This is a genomic window from Maricaulis sp. W15, from assembly GCF_001924955.1.
GTDB lineage: Bacteria > Pseudomonadota > Alphaproteobacteria > Caulobacterales > Maricaulaceae > Maricaulis > Maricaulis maris.
In genome coordinates this window covers 1-14576 of record NZ_LQXG01000009.1, presented here as the reverse complement: position 1 = coordinate 14576, position 14576 = coordinate 1, and the positions used below count along the sequence as shown (strand labels likewise).

The following is a 14576-nucleotide window of genomic DNA, read 5'->3' as shown; positions in this document are numbered from 1 at the left end:
AGGTGGCAATCCCGTGCGGGCATGTCGGACACGGGATTGTGGAAATCACCGTCCCTCCCGCACTGCAAGATGACGGGCGCATTGACCTTTGCGCGTGAGCTGGGTCGAATGGCGCCAGCTCAATGAGGGGATATCGATCATGAAACGCCATCTGATGTCGGCCGTTGCGGCCTTCACGCTCGCTTTGGCTGCCCAGCCCGCAGCCCACGCCTGGCAGGATACAGCTGGCGACGACGCGCTTCGCACAGCGATTGCAGCCGATTATGACGCCTATCTGGAAGCGCTTTATCGGCACTTCCACGCCCATCCGGAACTCTCCCACCAGGAATTCGAGACCGCGGCCCGCCTGGCGGCGGAACTGGAAGCACTCGGCTTTGACGTGACCCAGGGTGTCGGCGGGACCGGCATTGTTGCGGTGATGGAAAATGGCGACGGCCCGACGCTAATGCTGCGGGCTGACATGGACGGTCTGCCGGTCCCGGAACAGACCGGCCTGTCCTACGCCTCGACCGATACTGATGTTGATCATCGCGGTGTCGAAAACCCGGTCATGCACGCCTGCGCCCATGACACCCACATGACCGCCCTGGTCGGTGCCGCCCGCCAGCTGGTCGAGCGGACCGATGAATGGTCCGGCACGCTGGTGCTGATCGGCCAGCCGGCCGAGGAGCTGGGCGAGGGTGCCGTGGCGATGATCGAGGACGGATTGTTCGAGCGCTTCCCGCTGCCCGATTTCAACATCTCCTTCCACACCTTCTCGGCCATTCCGACCGGCACCATCACCTACGTGCCCGGCTATGCCATGGCCAATGTCGACTCGGTCGACATCTATGTGCAGGGGCGCGGCGGGCATGGCGCCTACCCGCACACCACCAAGGATCCGATCTATCTGGCTTCGCAGATCGTGGTGTCGCTGCAGTCACTGGTGTCGCGTGAAGTCTCGCCGTTGGAACCGGCCGTCGTCACGGTTGGTGCCTTCAATGCCGGCGCCAAGCACAACATCATCTCCGACGGCGCCCATCTGCAGCTGACGGTTCGCTCCTATACCGACGAGGTGCGCGAGCAACTCCTGTCCGGTATCCAGCGCATCGCCGCCAACCAGGCGGCCTCTTATGGTCTGACGCCGGAGGAGTATCCGCGGGTCGAGATCGAGGAAACCTATACGCCGGCGCTCTACAACAGCCCGGACCTGGCGGCCCGCGCGGTCGACACCATGCGCAGCCGGTTCGGTGCCGAGGCGGTGGTCGAGGCCTCACCGGTCATGGGCGGTGAGGATTTCTCGCAATATCATCGCACCGAACACAATATCCCGACCTTCATGTTCTGGGTCGGTGGCACGACCCGGGAAACGCTGGCCGATTACACCGCCCGCGGTCTGGTCCCGCCGTCCAATCACTCGCCCTTCTTTGCGCCCGATGATCCGCAAGGTTCGATTACGCAAGCGACCGAGGCGATGGCGGCGGTGGCGCTGGACATTCTGGCCGCACCGTCCGGGGAATAGGCCATGTCGACATCAACCCGTCGCAGCTTCACGGGTGCCAGTTGGGAAAACCAGATCGGCTATTGCCGCGCCATCCGGCGCGGCAATCTGGCTTGGGTCACCGGCACGGTGTCCCTGGATGAGCAGGGGCAACCCTTTGGCATCGGCGATCCGGAAGCCCAGGCACGGCGCTGTTTCGAGATCATCGCCAAAGCCCTGGCCGATGTCGGCGGTTCGCTCGACGACGTGGTGCGCACGCGGATGTTCGTTACTGATATCGATCATTGGGAGGCTTTTGGTCGCGCCCATGCCGCCTGTTTCAAGGACAATCCGCCGGCCGCGACCATGGTTGAGATATCCCGTTTCATCGGACCGGAATTCCTGATCGAAATCGAGGTCGATGCCTGTATGGACGCCGCTTGACGATATCGCGTGCCAACGGCGCCGCCCTTCAGCCGACACGGACCGCCATCATGCCCAAAATGACCCTCTATCACTGCCCGCGCACCCGCGGTTTCCACGCCTTGTGGATGCTGGAGGAGATCGGCGAGCCGTTTGATCTTCGTATCGTCAATGTCCGTGATGATATCCAGTCCGAGGCCTATGGCGCCGTCAATCCTATGCGCAAGGTGCCGGCGCTCGAGGTCGAGGGGGAGCTGATCACTGAAAGCGCCGCAATCTGCACCTGGCTCGCCGACCGTTTCGCGGACAAGGGGTTTGCGCCGGCGATTGATGCGCCGGGACGCGGCAGTTATTTGCGCTGGCTCTTCTTTGCCGGATCCGTGATCGAGCCGGCCTTCATGGACAAGGCAATGTCGCGAGACACACCGCGCCAGACCGCCGGCTGGGGAGATCTGGCCTCGGTCAAGGCGACCCTGGCCCGGGGCCTGGACGGGCGCGATTATCTGGTCGGTGATCATTTCACGGCGGCTGATCTGATGATCGGTTCGACCCTGAATTTCATGATGATGTTCAACCTGCTCGAACGCATCGAGCCGTTTTCTGGCTATGTCGCGCGGTTGACCGAGCGTCCGGCCTACAAGCGGGCCTTTGAGCGCGAGGCGGCGCTGGCCGGCTGACAATGGCGGGCGTTGACGGGGTTTGCGCCACATTCATGCTGCGGCTAGGGTCGCGCACGATCATTGAGGGGAAGTTTCATGTCTTTGATTCCGGCTGACAATCATCTGGCCGTCATGGCCAGCCTGTTCGCGATTGCCGCGGCGGGGTTCCTGATCGAAAAGACACGGATCGGGGCGCTTTTGACGGGCGCGGTCTGGGCCATTTTCCTGGCGATCATTGCATCGAATATCGGCCTCATCCCCTCAACCGCGCCGGCTTATGATTTTGTCTGGACCTATTTCGTCCCGATCCTGATCCCGCTCTTTCTGATGAAGGCGGATCTCAAGAAAATCTTCTTCGAAACCACCCGCATGGCCGGCGCCTTCCTGCTGGCCGCGTTCGCGACCGTGGTCGGGGCGGTTATCGCCTTTTCCCTCATCGATATCGGCGATTATGCCGCCGGCACCGAAGCGGCAGAGCTGGGCACGCGCCAGGCGGCCGCGGTTGGCGCCTTCACTGCCACCTATATCGGCGGCTCGGTGAATTACGGCGCGCTGATGGCGTCCACCGGTCTGGGCGAGGCGGACCCGAGCTGGGCTTCGGCGATGACGGCTGTCGACAACCTTTATTCCGGCATCTTCCTGGCGCTGCTGGCCCTGATGCCGGGCTGGACCTGGCTGGCCAAGCGCTTCAACCCGATTGACCACAGCCAGGGCGAGATCGAGGTTGCGGACGAGCGTCCGATCACCGCTGCCTCCCTCTGCCTGTCCGCCGCCTATGCGCTGATCATTGTAACGATTGGCAGCCTGATCGCTGACCAGCTCGACAGCATTTGGGACGATGCCGGCCGCAAGTGGAAATTTGCCATCATCTCGGTCCTGGCCCTGATCCCGGCGACACTCTTCCCGCAAGTGATCGGCCGGCTGCGCGGCGGTTATGAAATGGGCATCGCGCTCAGCTTTGTCTTCTTTGCCATGATCGCGGCCGGCGCCGATGTGATTTCGCTGCTGCAGCAGGCCCCGGTCCTGCTCGGCCTGATCGGTATCATGCTGGCGGTCCATGCGATCATCCTGTTCGGCGCCGGCAGCGTGTTGCGTCTGTCGCTGCCGGAACTGATCACAGCGTCCAACGCCGCGATCCTAGGCGCGACGACGGCGCCGGCCCTGGCGGCGGCCAAGGGCTGGAAGGATCTGGTGACGCCGGGCGTGCTGGTCGGGGTGTTGGGTTATGCCATCGGCACGCCGATCGCGACGCTCGTGTTCGAACTCTGGCCGGGCTGATATTCAGCCGGGCGACCGGCACCAGTCCAGCGCTTCATCGCTGAAAGCGTCCCCGGTGGGTGTGAAGTCGCCGGGCCGGTCGAAACTGCCGATCAGGAAATGGGTCTCGCCGGCCCATTTTTCGCCCTGATAGCTCAGTGGCGTACCGCAAGCGGCGCAAAAGCCGCGTGAAACGCCTCTGGAACTGGCGTGGAAGTTCGCCGGTCGTGCTGTCCAATCGACCTGGGCATCCGTCCAGCCGACCCAGACCGAAAACGCGCCGCCTGTGGCGCGCCGGCAGGCGGCGCAATGGCAACGGGAGACGAAAACCGGTTCGCCCCGGGCTTCAAACCTTACCCGGCCGCACTGGCAGCCCCCGGCATGCGTCGATGTCATCCTGACCTCCCGTCGATCTCCCGGACGTTGCACAATTACCGACCTGTCATCTCCCGGCCAGCGCGGTGCAGGCCATCTGACTACATTATCTGCTGAAATGCTGCATCCGATCCGGTATCGGCATGCATCAAGGGGATGAAATCGTGCAAAGGGGACAACCCATGACCAAGAAATTCCTGTTCACCGCCAGCGTCGCGGCGCTTGCCGGTGCGGCCGTCCTTTCGGTCGCGGCCGGTGCCACCCAGCAAAATGCACCGGCCCAGCTCAGTGGCGGCGCGCAAACCCATTCCGGTGACCGGATCGAGATCGAGAATTTTGTCGGCCGCATCGAGATTCGTACCGGCGGTTCCGGCGATATTACGGTCGCCATGACCAATACCGGCGGCCATGTCGATGACCCGCAGATCTCGGATTCCGGATCGACGGTCCGCATTGATGGTGGCCTGCGTCTGCGCAACACCAACTGCAACACCCGCAACAACACAATGAGTATCGGCCTCAATCGTGGACCACGACGCAGCATTGACGAATATCCCAGCCTGGTGATCACGGCGCCGGCCTCGGTCGCGCTCGAGCTGAGTGACAGCGCCTTCATGGGGTCTGCCGGCGATCTCGGTGAAATTGACGTCAGCATGAACAGTTGTGGCCGCTTCGATATCGGCGATGTGCGCAGCGATGCCCGTATCCGCATCAACGGTTCCGGCGACATCGCGACCCGGTCGATCGGCGGCGCTGCTGATATCGGCATCAATGGGTCCGGTGACATCACGACCGGTGATATCGGGCGCGAGGTCTCGGTTTCGATCAACGGTTCCGGCGATGTTCAAACCGGCGATGTGACGGGCGATGCCGATATTCATATCAACGGATCGGGCGATGTCGGTTTCGGCCGTGTGGCCGGACTGTCCGTCGGGATCTCCGGCTCAGGCGATGTCGAGGCGGCGAGCATGAACGGCGCCTTCGCCTCGCGGATTTCCGGGTCCGGCGATATCGCCATTCATGGCGGCCGTGCCCAACCCTTTGAAGCCTCGATCAGCGGTTCCGGTGATATCGCCTTCCGCGGTACGGCGGTCGATCTTGTCGTGCGCGAGAATGGCGGCGGTGATGTCTCGATCTCCGAGATCGAAGGCAGTGTGAACTGGACCCGCAATGGCCGCACGGTCTTGCGCGTCGGGGATTCGCGCTAGCGCTTCACCCTCATCCCTCCGAGCCCATCCCCCCCGGGCCGGATCACGCGGATGGCGTCTCGTCTTTGACGGGGCGCCATTTTGCGGCCTCGTAGAGCGCAATCGCCGCGGCATTTGAGACATTCAGGCTTTCCACGGCGCCGGTCATCGGGATGTGCACCAGCTGGTCGCAACATTCGGCCACGCGGCTGCGCAGGCCCTTGTCTTCCGATCCCATCACCAGAACCAGGCCGGGACCCCACCCCTTGCCGTCCGGTGCGGCGAGGGCGGTTGCCAGGTCAAGCTCGGCTTCACCAGCGAGGCCCAGCACATGCCGGCCTGCTTTTCGGAATTCGAGCAAAGTGTCGGCGATATTGGTGACGCGGACATGGGCGACCCGTTCGGCGGCGCCGACGGCGCTCTTGCACACGGTGCCGAACAGGGGCGGCGCCTTGCGGTCCTGCATGATCACGGCGCGGATACCGAAGGCGGCGGCCGAGCGCAGGACCGCGCCGACATTGTGCGGATCGGTGATCTGGTCAAGGACCAGCAGGGCGCCATGGGTCGGGTCGATCACGCCATTGACCGATTCCGGCGGCAGGGCCCGGGCCCGGGCAGCGAAGCCCTGATGCACCGCACCTTCGGGCAGCGCGTTGTCGATGACTTTCGGTTCCACCTGTTGATGGTCCGTGCCGTCGGGGAGGTCACGCGCGGCATTGCGGGTGACCTTGAGTTCGAGGATTTCGCGGCGCTTGTTGGCGACAGCGGCGAGCACGGCATGACGACCCCAAATCCAACCGGAATCGCTTGTGCCAGAAGGCTTGGAGCGGCGGGTGTAATCGGTCCGTTTGGATGTATTGCGCATGGGAGTCTTCGTCACTATAGTCCGCGCTCCTGTTTTGGGGCGGTCACCTGATTTGCCGAGGCATAACATGCCTCTCCGCAAGCTGAGACTGTTTCTTGCAGGACACCGAAAGGCCGGTTAAGTCGCGGCCTGAAGGCACCCTTGGAGGGGTGGCCGAGTGGTTAAAGGCAGCAGACTGTAAATCTGCCCGCATAGCGTACGCTGGTTCGAATCCAGCCCCCTCCACCATTTTTCCGATCTCACGGCAGTCCGCATGGCGGACACCTCCGATGGGCGGCCTGACCGGCCGACGCGCGGTCGCGCTTGCGAACCCTGCGGGTTCGATGTTGGTTCGCCCCCCGTCACCCTATTTTTCCTGATCTTCCAGCACAGCACGATGATCGCGTTGATCCGACCTCGCCTTCAGACGCTCTAAATACTTGTGCGCTAGGCTTTCCTTTCGAGTGGGAGGGAAATCCGTCATGCTGCGACGGTACTGGCCGGCAGATTGCACCGATCAGCACATGGACATCGCGTCACGCCGATCATTGTCGGCGTTTTGCGTGCTGCCCGGAATCGTAGGTGTGACGGTCACCCTGGTCAGCCTGAAATTCCTGGAAGAGGAGCCCGGCCTGTTGGCGACGGGGGCGATCGCTTCACTGATCTGCCTTGTGGCGCCGATCTGGATTAATGCGGCCCATGACTACAAGAACCGTGCTCGACTGCTCGGGGCACTTTTGCTGCTCATGTTGGCCGGCATGGCAGTCATGGGCAAGGCCCTGATATCGCCGGCGAATATCATGATGCTGCCAGGTATTATGACGTTTACCCTGGCGGTCGGGTGGCGGACCGGCCTTGCCTACATGCTGGCGGCGCTGGCGATTTATCTCGGATGTGTCGTCCAGTCGCCCGAACCCCTCGGCTATTCGGTCACCAGCAGCAATGTGACCTTGCTCACGGCGCTGGGCGGAGCGGCGATATTCATTTTCATCGGGGCCATGATTTTCAGACACGAGATGGTCAACGCGGCCATGCGCCTTGAGGCGGCCAAGAAGGCGGCCGAGATATCCATGGCTCATTTCCGCGAACGGGCCGCAACAGATGCCCTGACCGGTGCTGCGAACCGCGCGGCGATCGACCAGATCCTGGCCGCGGAAATCGACCGCAGTCGCGATGCCGGGAGACCGTTCGCGGTTGTGGTTTTCGATCTCGACCATTTCAAGCGTGTCAACGACACGTTCGGGCACCTCGCCGGAGATCGCGTCTTGATCGAAACCGTGCGGGTGGTGAAGCAGGTGCTGCGGACATCCGACACGCTCGGACGTATCGGCGGTGAAGAGTTCGCGGTCATCCTGCCCGGTGTTTCGGGACAGCAGGCGCACGTGATGGCGGAGCGCATGCGCAAGATGATCGCCGAGATTTCCATCGACGTGGAAGGGCGCGGCTCGGTATCGCCAACCGCAAGCTTTGGTGTCGCCGAGAGCGATGTGAATGCCTGCGGGGCTGATCTTCTCGAGCGCGCCGACGAGTGTCTTTACAGCGCCAAGCGCGGTGGTCGTAACCGCGTTGAATCCGGGCCCCGACCGTCTGGCACAACGGTGTCTGCCAGCCGCGTCGGCTGATCCGGGCACCTGCCGGCGCTGCCGGACTTTCGGCTTTCAGACTTCGATGTATCCACCCCCTCGACGCGCGGAATTGAATTCGCTAAACACGTCGCCCGTCCCTTGGGACATGCGGGTATAGCACAATGGTAGTGCAGCAGCCTTCCAAGCTGAGGATGCCGGTTCGATCCCGACTACCCGCTCCAACCTCCCCACACATGCGCAATCAGGATTGCCAATGCCGCGCTGTCGCGGCGGTGTCAGCGGTCCTATTGTCTCTCCATGATGGGGATTCTCATGGACAGTTCCGAACCCTGGCTGCTGGCCAGCCTGTTTGGCGGCGCGTTTCTGGACTCGCTGCCGGGGCCCTGCCTGTTTGTCTTCGGCGAGGTCTTTTTCGTGCTGGCCGGCACTCTGCTGCACGACACCGGATCGCTCTGGCCGGTGGTTGCGGTTTTCGCCGGTGCCCTGAGTGCTGACCAGATCGGTTATGGCCTTGGTGCCCGCGTGGCGGTTCCCGTGCGTCGACTGGTCCTGGCGACGGCGCGTCGACGGGCGGCCTACCGGCGGGCACAGCGCGGCCTCCAACGGCGCACGCTGGTCTTCGTCGCGATCAGCCGGCTGCTCGGACCGGTGGCCTGGATCACGCCGGCACTGGCGGGCAGCTTGCGCATTTCACGGCTGCGCTTCTCACTCGGTTCGCTCATCGGCGTCTTTGTCGGGGTCGGGCAGTTCGTGCTTTACGGCTGGCTGCTGGCAGCCGGCGCGGTCGCGGCTGGCGTCAATCTCGGTGGCTTCCTGGCCGATCATGCCGGATTGATGCTGCTCGTCGGCAATGCTGTGGTGCTGGTCGGTCTCGTCAGCTGGCGCTGGTCGGCCAGTCGGCGTGCCAGGCTTCAATGATCGCGCTGATCGAACGGGCGGCAGGCTGCCCGGCCCCGCGGGCGGCGAGTTCGTCGGCCCGTTGCCGGGCTGTGCCCGCGACCTTTGGCGACAGGGCGAAAGCGAGCAGGCGGTCGATCTCATCCGGTTTCGGAGACCGGCCCGACGGTTTTGGCGCAAGGCCTTGCCGCGCCAGCATGGCGGCATTCCAGAACTGGTCGAGCATGTGCGGCAGGATGATTTGAGGTCGTCCCGCCCGCGCCGCCGTGTCCAGCGTTCCGGCGCCGCCATGGTGGATGACGGCGCGGCAGTGCGGGAAGAGCCGGTCATGCGGCAGCGGTCCGCAGATGTAGTGACGTCCGTAAGCACCAACCGGGTGGTCGGTCAGCGAGTGGGCGAGGATCGCGCGTTGCCCGGCCGCTTCCAACCGGTCCAGCCATGGCGCCAGCCGGTGGCCTGCGCCGGCTGTCGACATCGAGCCGAGGCCGAGATGGAAGGGCGGCGGCCCGGCAGCAAGGAAGTCGGACAGCGCGCCGGGCAGGGCGGTTTCGCTTGAACTCAGGGCCGGATAGTCCACGAGCTGGCTGGCGGGGTCGAAATCGCCGGGTTGGCGGATATCGAGAACGGCCGGCAGGGCGGTGATGCGCGGCAGGGGCCGGCCGAGATGGTGCGACAGATCGGTCAGCGAGGGGCGCGGACGCGTGACAAGCCGGACCCGCTCCTTGTCCAACGCCGTTGCCAAGCCCGCCAGGGCGGCACTGACGGCAAGATAGCTGGCCCGGTTGAGCAGTCCGCCCATGTCTGTCCGCGCGATCATGGCGCAGGGCAGTCTGGCGCTGGGGGTGAGGACGGGCTGCAGCGCCATCAGCTGGAAAGGGATTTGGTGATGTTCGGCCGCCAGCCGGGCCGGCATGGCGATCGGATTGGCCAGGACCAGATTGGCATTGCGGGCGGCGGCGAGGGCGCTCTCCAGCACGTCCCGGACATGGGGCCGGATCATCACCGGCCAGTCGCGGAAGAAGTGGACCGGGTCGCGCAGCGTACCGCGCTCGCTCGACCGGGTCATCCAGTCCTTGACCGAGAATCCGGGCGGCGCGGCGGCAGTGACCCCCGCCTCCGTGATCACGGCCTGGTAGTCGCGCGGCGCCAGCACGGTGACGTCATGGCCGCGGGCGATGAGGTCCCGGGCGACGGTGAGGTAGGGCATGACATCGCCAAGCGTGCCCAGGGTCTGGATCGAGATTCTCATGCGCAGGTCCGGCGGACACGCCGCAACTTGCCCGGGCCCGGTGGCGGCAGCTCGGCCGGTTCGGCGGTCAGCATGACGGCGGCACCGAGGCGGTCAAACAAGGCGGCCAGGCTGCATTTTGCCGCGCCAAGCTCGGCGGCGCAGCTGCGAGGCAGGCTGAGTTCGACCCGGTCGGGCGCACTCTGGACGACCCGGAAATCATCAATGCGCGGACTGGCATCGACAACGGCATTGCGGATCACGTCGGGCGTCACGGCGATGCGGCCGCCAGCCGCGGTGTTGAGCCGGAAGACATCGTCCAGCCGTCCGGCTACGGCGCGCACGGCAGTGAAGGACGAGCCGCAGGGGCAGGCCTGACTGTCGAGTTCCAGCAAGTCATTCATCCGATAGCGCAACATGATCTGGTGACGGCGGGTGAAATCGGTGATCACCGGCGCTTTCAAGCCGCCCGCGCCGTCGGCATCGTCCCATTCGAACAGGACATGGTCCTCCAGCAGGTGCAGGCGGCCATGCGGACAGGCAACCGCGAACAGGCCTTCCGTGGCCATGTAGATTTCCCGAACGACACAGGAGAAACGGGCCTCGACAATCGCCCGGTCGATCGGATCGAGCACTTCCGCGCCGGAAAAGACGTGGGCCGGCGCCAGCGCGCTGTCGCGGTCGGCCAGCAGGCGCAGCACTTTCGGCGGCGCGATCAGGACATCCGGCTGCCAGGCCTCCACGGTTGCCGCCTGGCTTTCGACGCCGGCATTGAGATCAAAAAAGCGCAAGGCCAGTCGACCACTCTCATTGGCGGCATCATAAAGGCGGCTATTGGCCGGCAGCATGACGGCAAGGCGCAGCCGCTGGCGCCAGAAGCCGGGCAGGCCGCGGGCCAGGATCACACCCAGCCAGGCATGCCGTTCCGCGTCCGAGATGACGTAATAGCCGCGATTGCCACTGGTGCCGGTACTGGCGCCGATCGCGAAACCCGGTGGGGCCTGCCCGGCCTGCCAGGCGGCGCGGGCGGCAGCCGCCTCAAGGCGCAGCGTGTTGTAGCGCTCGAACCGCGCCATCATAGTCGTCTTGTCGAGGGTCGGATAGGTGCCGAGCGGGCGGCCGGCCTGATCGCGATAGGCATCAACGGCGGTGATCCGGCGGTTCAGGAAATCACGCAGGCGGCGTTGTTGCCACGCCTCGATGCGGGCGCGGCTGTTGAGCCGTGCCGCCAGCCAGCGGGCGCGGGCATAGGCGGCAAGGATGGCGGCGGCTGGCGGCAGGGCGAGACGTGTCACTACCTGTCCCCCTGACGCCAGTGCGCGGTGACGTCCGGATCATGGCAATAGATGACCTCGCCGCCATGATCGACGAACGCGCGGATCCGGTGTGCACTGGCGCGCGCAGCGGCCGGATCGTCAAACACCCAGGCGGCGGGGGCGCCGGGTTGGCGGTCTTCCATCACGGCCCGGTGCAGCCATTGCGCATCGGCGGCATAGAGCAGCGGCGGGTCGAATTGCGCAAAACAGACGCCGACATGCCCGCGCATATGGCCGGGCAGCGGTACGGTGATCACGCTGCCATCGCCGAACACATCGCGACCCTGTCCCAGGTCGAGCGGCGCCTCGATTGCCGGGCAGGCATGGAGGTCCGTGACGCGATCAAGCACATCCGCCGGCAGCAATTCCGCGAAAACGCCGTGCCGGAGCCGGCCTGGGCCGACGCTGAGATAATGCTCCAATGCGCTCATGTCGGCGAGGATGCGGGCGTCGGGATAATCGCGCAGGGCGGCGACATGGTCGGCGTGCAGATGGGTCAGGATGATCGTGCTTGCGTCGGGACAGGCGGCGGGCAGCACGGCGTCGGTCAGCCGCGGGCGCAGCAGGGCGTTGTAGAGACGCAGCGCCAGTGAGCGTCGCCCGCCGGTCACCCGGGCATTGTAGCCGGTGTCGATGAGGCAGCGACCGGCCGTCGCGTGCCGGAAGACACCATAGCGGACCGGGATGTCGAGCATGCGGCGGTCGCCGTGGCTGAGCACCAGCCATTCCGGCGCCCGTACATGGGCGGAATTGGGGAAGGCGAGATCGCGGATCATGCCGCCGCTGCCCCGGCGAATGTCCGGTCGAGCCCCTCGCTGAAACCGATCTGTGGCTGCCAGCCCAGCACTTTGCGGACGGCGCTCAGGTCCAGCGTCTGGCTGAAGGCGAACAGGCCGACGCCATAAGCGGTCACCGGTGGTTCGGGGCGGCCGGGCAGCAGTGCGCAACCTGTCTCGGCCATGCGTGCCGCCGCGAGCACGAGCGGCACCGGCAGCGCGCGCCAGCGAACGGTGAGGCCGTGGCGGGCCGCCGCCGACTCGACAATTTCGCGAATGGCGAGCGCTTGGCCGCCGGAGATGTTGAACAGGCGCTGCGCGGGGCGCGGCGGTGCGTCGAGCGCGGTGAGGATGGCCGACACGACATCGTCGACATGGGTCAGGTCGGTGACGGCGGCGCCGCCACGCATCAACGGCAATGGGCCGCGTTCGACCGCCCGCAACAGGCGCGGCAGCAGGGCGGTGTCGCCGGCACCATACAGTCCGCGCGGACGCAGGATGACAGGGTCGAGCTCCGCCGCGTCAAGCACCAGGTCTTCCGCCGCCCGCTTGGTCCGCGCATAGGCATTGACCGGATCGGGCAACCCGCTTGTCTCGGCGACGGCAATCTGGTCGGCAAAGCGAAAATAGACGCTGGGGGACGATATCTGGACGAACCGCTTCACACCGGCAGACCGGGCCAGGGCCAGCGCGTGCCGGGTGCCGTCGATATTGGCCCGCCGAAAGGCCGTGTCAGTGCCCCAGGGGCTCGACAGGGCGACCGCGTGCACACAGGCATCGAGGCTGCCGGTCAGCTGGGGCGGGCCGGAGGCGAGGTCATGCGCCAGCGGCTCGCAGCCGAGCCGGGACAGCTGGTCCAGCTTGGCGCGATCACGGCCCAGCGCCACGACTTCATTGCCGCGTGCACGCAGCGCACGGGTCAGATGCTGGCCGAGAAAGCCGGTGGCACCGGTGACGAGAACCCGCATGTGATCAACTCTCCAGTCCGGCGCCGCCCAGCGACACGCCGGCAGAGGTGCCGACCATCAACAGCTTCATGCCCGGACGTATGCGGCCGTCATGCAGGGCACTCGACAGGGCGACAGGCAGCGAGGCGGCAATCAGGTTCCCGGTCATCGCGACGTGGTTGAAAATACGGTCGCCGGAAAACCCGCTGCGCTTTGCCATGTGGGCGAGGGCCAGCGGTGAAGCCTGGTGCGGGATGACCAAGTCGACATCATCGTGTGACCAGCCGAGCCGGTCCAGCAGGCGGGCGATGAAAGCCGGGAGTTTGGTGGCCGACAGGCGAAACAGCTCCGGCCCGTCCATGCGGAACAGGGCGTGGGCGGCAAAAGCCTCCGGCTCGTCATGATAGTCAAAGCGTGTGCCGCCGGCGCCGAGGGCGCAGCAATCATAGGCCTCGGCATGGGTTTCCATCAGGAAATCACGAAACCGCAGCGACACGGACCCACCGGCCGGCCCGCCGGCTTGTCGGCGTGTTGGCGGCGCTGCGGTCAGGACAATCGCGGCAGCGCCATCGCCGAACAGTCCGGCCGTTTTGGGGTCGCTCTGCCAGGGCAGGGCGCGTGAGGCGATCTCCGAGGTCACGACCAGGACCGTGCGGGCCCGGCCTGCCGCGATCTGCAGCGCGGCGATATCGAGGGCTGTCAGCGCGCTGAGACAGGTCGCATTCACGTCATAGGCCGGGAAGGCCAGATGCGTGGCGCCGATCTCTCGCTTGATCAGCGGTGCTGTGGCGGGAATGGGTTGACGACCGACCGCGGCGCCGAACAGGAGGAGGTCAATTCCGGTGAGGCTGATGTCGGCCGCTTTCAAGGCGGCGAGCGCTGCCCGCCCTGCCATTGCCTCCTGGCTGTCACCGGGGCCGGCAACCGTGCGCGATCGCACACCGCTCAACCGCTCCAGCCAGCCGGCGGGGCGTCCCATCTCGGCGTCGATCTCGACCGAATCGCGCCGCCGCGAGGCGAGGCTGTGGGCGATGCCAGCGATATAGGGGGCAGATCGGGTCGATCTTGCGGTGTCAGGCTCGATCTGGCTGATGAGGGTCATGGCACGCCGCCTCGTTTGGAACACGGTCCGGAACCCTAGCCAGCGCGGCTTCCCGAAAGCAAGGGAAAAGCACGAGTCGTGAATCGGATTTACTTGATTTAAAAGAGTTATTTGGGATTTGCCGCAAAGGTCTGTGCTCGGCGAGGCGGGCGATCGCGGCGTGCTACGGCAACAGGGACGTGCTTGGCGGCGGTTGGTGCGAGCGGATCCGTGCCGGAAAGAGCCGATCCGGCCGCTGCGGCCTAATGTCTTGAACGACAGTCTGCATTCGGGCTTGCCTTGCCGGTCTCACCTTGTGTATCAGGCGCCATCCCTAACCGGGTGTGCCCTGCACTCCCATTTACTTAACCACCATGTCGATCGGCCATTCGTCTCGAGATCGGCGCTGTAGAGGTGAAGATCGATGGCGAAGGAAAAGTTTGAGCGCACCAAGCCGCACGCGAACATCGGCACGATTGGTCACGTTGACCATGGCAAGACGACGCTGACGGCTGCGATCACGATGGTACTGGCGGAAGCA

Annotated in this window: 15 protein-coding genes and 2 tRNA genes; 10 read left to right on the top strand and 7 right to left on the bottom strand. The window is 65.1% G+C overall.

What is annotated here, in order from left to right; translation table 11 throughout:
- The first annotated feature begins 139 nt into the window (after window positions 1–139).
- The 4 genes from AWH62_RS05280 to AWH62_RS05265 all read left to right on the top strand — a co-directional run bounded on the left by AWH62_RS05280 (window position 140) and on the right by AWH62_RS05265 (window position 3819).
- Window positions 140–1501 carry a M20 family metallopeptidase gene (locus AWH62_RS05280; protein WP_075189462.1) on the top strand — a complete coding sequence of 454 codons (1362 nt, stop codon included), beginning with the start codon at window positions 140–142 and terminating at the stop codon, window positions 1499–1501.
- A gap of 3 nt (window positions 1502–1504) precedes the next feature.
- Window positions 1505–1903 carry a RidA family protein gene (locus AWH62_RS05275; RefSeq protein ID WP_075189447.1) on the top strand — a complete coding sequence of 133 codons (399 nt, stop codon included), beginning with the start codon at window positions 1505–1507 and terminating at the stop codon, window positions 1901–1903.
- 50 nt (window positions 1904–1953) lie between these two features.
- Window positions 1954–2559, top strand: a complete 606-nt coding sequence (locus AWH62_RS05270; RefSeq protein WP_075189461.1) for a glutathione S-transferase family protein — start codon at window positions 1954–1956, stop codon at window positions 2557–2559.
- Window positions 2560–2637: 78 nt separating this feature from the next.
- The gene (locus tag AWH62_RS05265; RefSeq protein WP_075189446.1) at window positions 2638–3819 is read left to right on the top strand and encodes a DUF819 domain-containing protein; all 1182 of its coding nucleotides are present in this window, start codon (window positions 2638–2640) and stop codon (window positions 3817–3819) included.
- Window positions 3820–3822: 3 nt separating this feature from the next.
- Here the strand turns inward: AWH62_RS05265 and AWH62_RS05260 are convergent, their stop codons facing one another.
- Window positions 3823–4194: a GFA family protein gene (locus AWH62_RS05260; protein ID WP_075189445.1), complete on the bottom strand. Its 372-nt coding sequence runs from the start codon at window positions 4192–4194 to the stop codon at window positions 3823–3825.
- Between the two features lie 161 nt (window positions 4195–4355).
- On the opposite strand from AWH62_RS05260, the gene AWH62_RS05255 reads away from it, so the two are divergent.
- A complete protein-coding gene (locus tag AWH62_RS05255) occupies window positions 4356–5381 on the top strand; it encodes a GIN domain-containing protein (RefSeq protein ID WP_075189444.1) in 1026 nt (341 codons plus the stop codon).
- Window positions 5382–5424: 43 nt separating this feature from the next.
- Here AWH62_RS05255 and rlmB read toward each other — a convergent pair whose 3' ends face one another.
- Window positions 5425–6225, bottom strand: coding sequence for a 23S rRNA (guanosine(2251)-2'-O)-methyltransferase RlmB (rlmB, locus tag AWH62_RS05250; protein ID WP_233128261.1), 801 nt, complete (start codon window positions 6223–6225; stop codon window positions 5425–5427).
- 143 nt (window positions 6226–6368) lie between these two features.
- Between rlmB and AWH62_RS05245 the strand changes: the two genes are divergently transcribed.
- The 4 genes from AWH62_RS05245 to AWH62_RS05230 all read left to right on the top strand — a co-directional run bounded on the left by AWH62_RS05245 (window position 6369) and on the right by AWH62_RS05230 (window position 8708).
- Window positions 6369–6453, top strand: a tRNA-Tyr gene (locus tag AWH62_RS05245).
- A gap of 233 nt (window positions 6454–6686) precedes the next feature.
- Complete coding sequence (locus tag AWH62_RS05240; protein WP_083635028.1) at window positions 6687–7826, top strand: GGDEF domain-containing protein; 1140 nt, start codon at window positions 6687–6689, stop codon at window positions 7824–7826.
- Between the two features lie 111 nt (window positions 7827–7937).
- Window positions 7938–8011 (top strand) — tRNA-Gly (locus AWH62_RS05235).
- A gap of 91 nt (window positions 8012–8102) precedes the next feature.
- On the top strand, window positions 8103–8708 hold the full coding sequence (locus AWH62_RS05230) for a DedA family protein (RefSeq protein WP_075189441.1): 606 nt from the start codon (window positions 8103–8105) through the stop codon (window positions 8706–8708).
- Here AWH62_RS05230 and AWH62_RS05225 read toward each other — a convergent pair.
- Genes AWH62_RS05225 through AWH62_RS05205 form a run of 5 tightly spaced genes read right to left on the bottom strand, consistent with a single transcriptional unit; the run spans window position 8665 to window position 14056 of the window.
- Window positions 8665–9936 carry a glycosyltransferase gene (locus tag AWH62_RS05225; RefSeq protein WP_075189440.1) on the bottom strand — a complete coding sequence of 424 codons (1272 nt, stop codon included), beginning with the start codon at window positions 9934–9936 and terminating at the stop codon, window positions 8665–8667. The genes AWH62_RS05230 and AWH62_RS05225 overlap by 44 nt on opposite strands.
- On the bottom strand, window positions 9933–11210 hold the full coding sequence (locus AWH62_RS05220; protein ID WP_158025570.1) for a F390 synthetase-related protein: 1278 nt from the start codon (window positions 11208–11210) through the stop codon (window positions 9933–9935). Before AWH62_RS05220 ends, AWH62_RS05225 begins: the two co-directional genes overlap by 4 nt.
- The gene (locus AWH62_RS05215) at window positions 11210–12007 is read right to left on the bottom strand and encodes an MBL fold metallo-hydrolase (RefSeq protein ID WP_075189439.1); all 798 of its coding nucleotides are present in this window, start codon (window positions 12005–12007) and stop codon (window positions 11210–11212) included. The genes AWH62_RS05220 and AWH62_RS05215 overlap by 1 nt, the downstream gene beginning before the upstream one ends.
- Window positions 12004–12975 (bottom strand): NAD(P)-dependent oxidoreductase, encoded by a 972-nt coding sequence (locus tag AWH62_RS05210; protein ID WP_075189438.1) that lies wholly within the window; start codon window positions 12973–12975, stop codon window positions 12004–12006. The genes AWH62_RS05215 and AWH62_RS05210 overlap by 4 nt, the downstream gene beginning before the upstream one ends.
- A gap of 4 nt (window positions 12976–12979) precedes the next feature.
- Window positions 12980–14056 carry a 3-oxoacyl-[acyl-carrier-protein] synthase III C-terminal domain-containing protein gene (locus AWH62_RS05205; protein WP_075189437.1) on the bottom strand — a complete coding sequence of 359 codons (1077 nt, stop codon included), beginning with the start codon at window positions 14054–14056 and terminating at the stop codon, window positions 12980–12982.
- A gap of 403 nt (window positions 14057–14459) precedes the next feature.
- On the opposite strand from AWH62_RS05205, the gene AWH62_RS05200 reads away from it, so the two are divergent.
- Window positions 14460–14576, top strand: a 117-nt coding sequence (locus AWH62_RS05200) for a GTP-binding protein (protein WP_143742936.1), incomplete at its 3' end; no start/stop codon positions are given.

Coding starts and splice junctions, on each gene's coding strand:
- AWH62_RS05280 (WP_075189462.1), top strand. CDS start 140: ATGAAACGCCATCTGATGTCGGCCGTTGCGGCCTTCACGCTCGCTTTG.
- AWH62_RS05275 (WP_075189447.1), top strand. CDS start 1,505: ATGTCGACATCAACCCGTCGCAGCTTCACGGGTGCCAGTTGGGAAAAC.
- AWH62_RS05270 (WP_075189461.1), top strand. CDS start 1,954: ATGCCCAAAATGACCCTCTATCACTGCCCGCGCACCCGCGGTTTCCAC.
- AWH62_RS05265 (WP_075189446.1), top strand. CDS start 2,638: ATGTCTTTGATTCCGGCTGACAATCATCTGGCCGTCATGGCCAGCCTG.
- AWH62_RS05260 (WP_075189445.1), bottom strand. CDS start 4,194: ATGACATCGACGCATGCCGGGGGCTGCCAGTGCGGCCGGGTAAGGTTT.
- AWH62_RS05255 (WP_075189444.1), top strand. CDS start 4,356: ATGACCAAGAAATTCCTGTTCACCGCCAGCGTCGCGGCGCTTGCCGGT.
- rlmB (WP_233128261.1), bottom strand. CDS start 6,225: ATGCGCAATACATCCAAACGGACCGATTACACCCGCCGCTCCAAGCCT.
- AWH62_RS05240 (WP_083635028.1), top strand. CDS start 6,687: ATGCTGCGACGGTACTGGCCGGCAGATTGCACCGATCAGCACATGGAC.
- AWH62_RS05230 (WP_075189441.1), top strand. CDS start 8,103: ATGGACAGTTCCGAACCCTGGCTGCTGGCCAGCCTGTTTGGCGGCGCG.
- AWH62_RS05225 (WP_075189440.1), bottom strand. CDS start 9,936: ATGAGAATCTCGATCCAGACCCTGGGCACGCTTGGCGATGTCATGCCC.
- AWH62_RS05215 (WP_075189439.1), bottom strand. CDS start 12,007: ATGATCCGCGATCTCGCCTTCCCCAATTCCGCCCATGTACGGGCGCCG.
- AWH62_RS05210 (WP_075189438.1), bottom strand. CDS start 12,975: ATGCGGGTTCTCGTCACCGGTGCCACCGGCTTTCTCGGCCAGCATCTG.
- AWH62_RS05205 (WP_075189437.1), bottom strand. CDS start 14,056: ATGACCCTCATCAGCCAGATCGAGCCTGACACCGCAAGATCGACCCGA.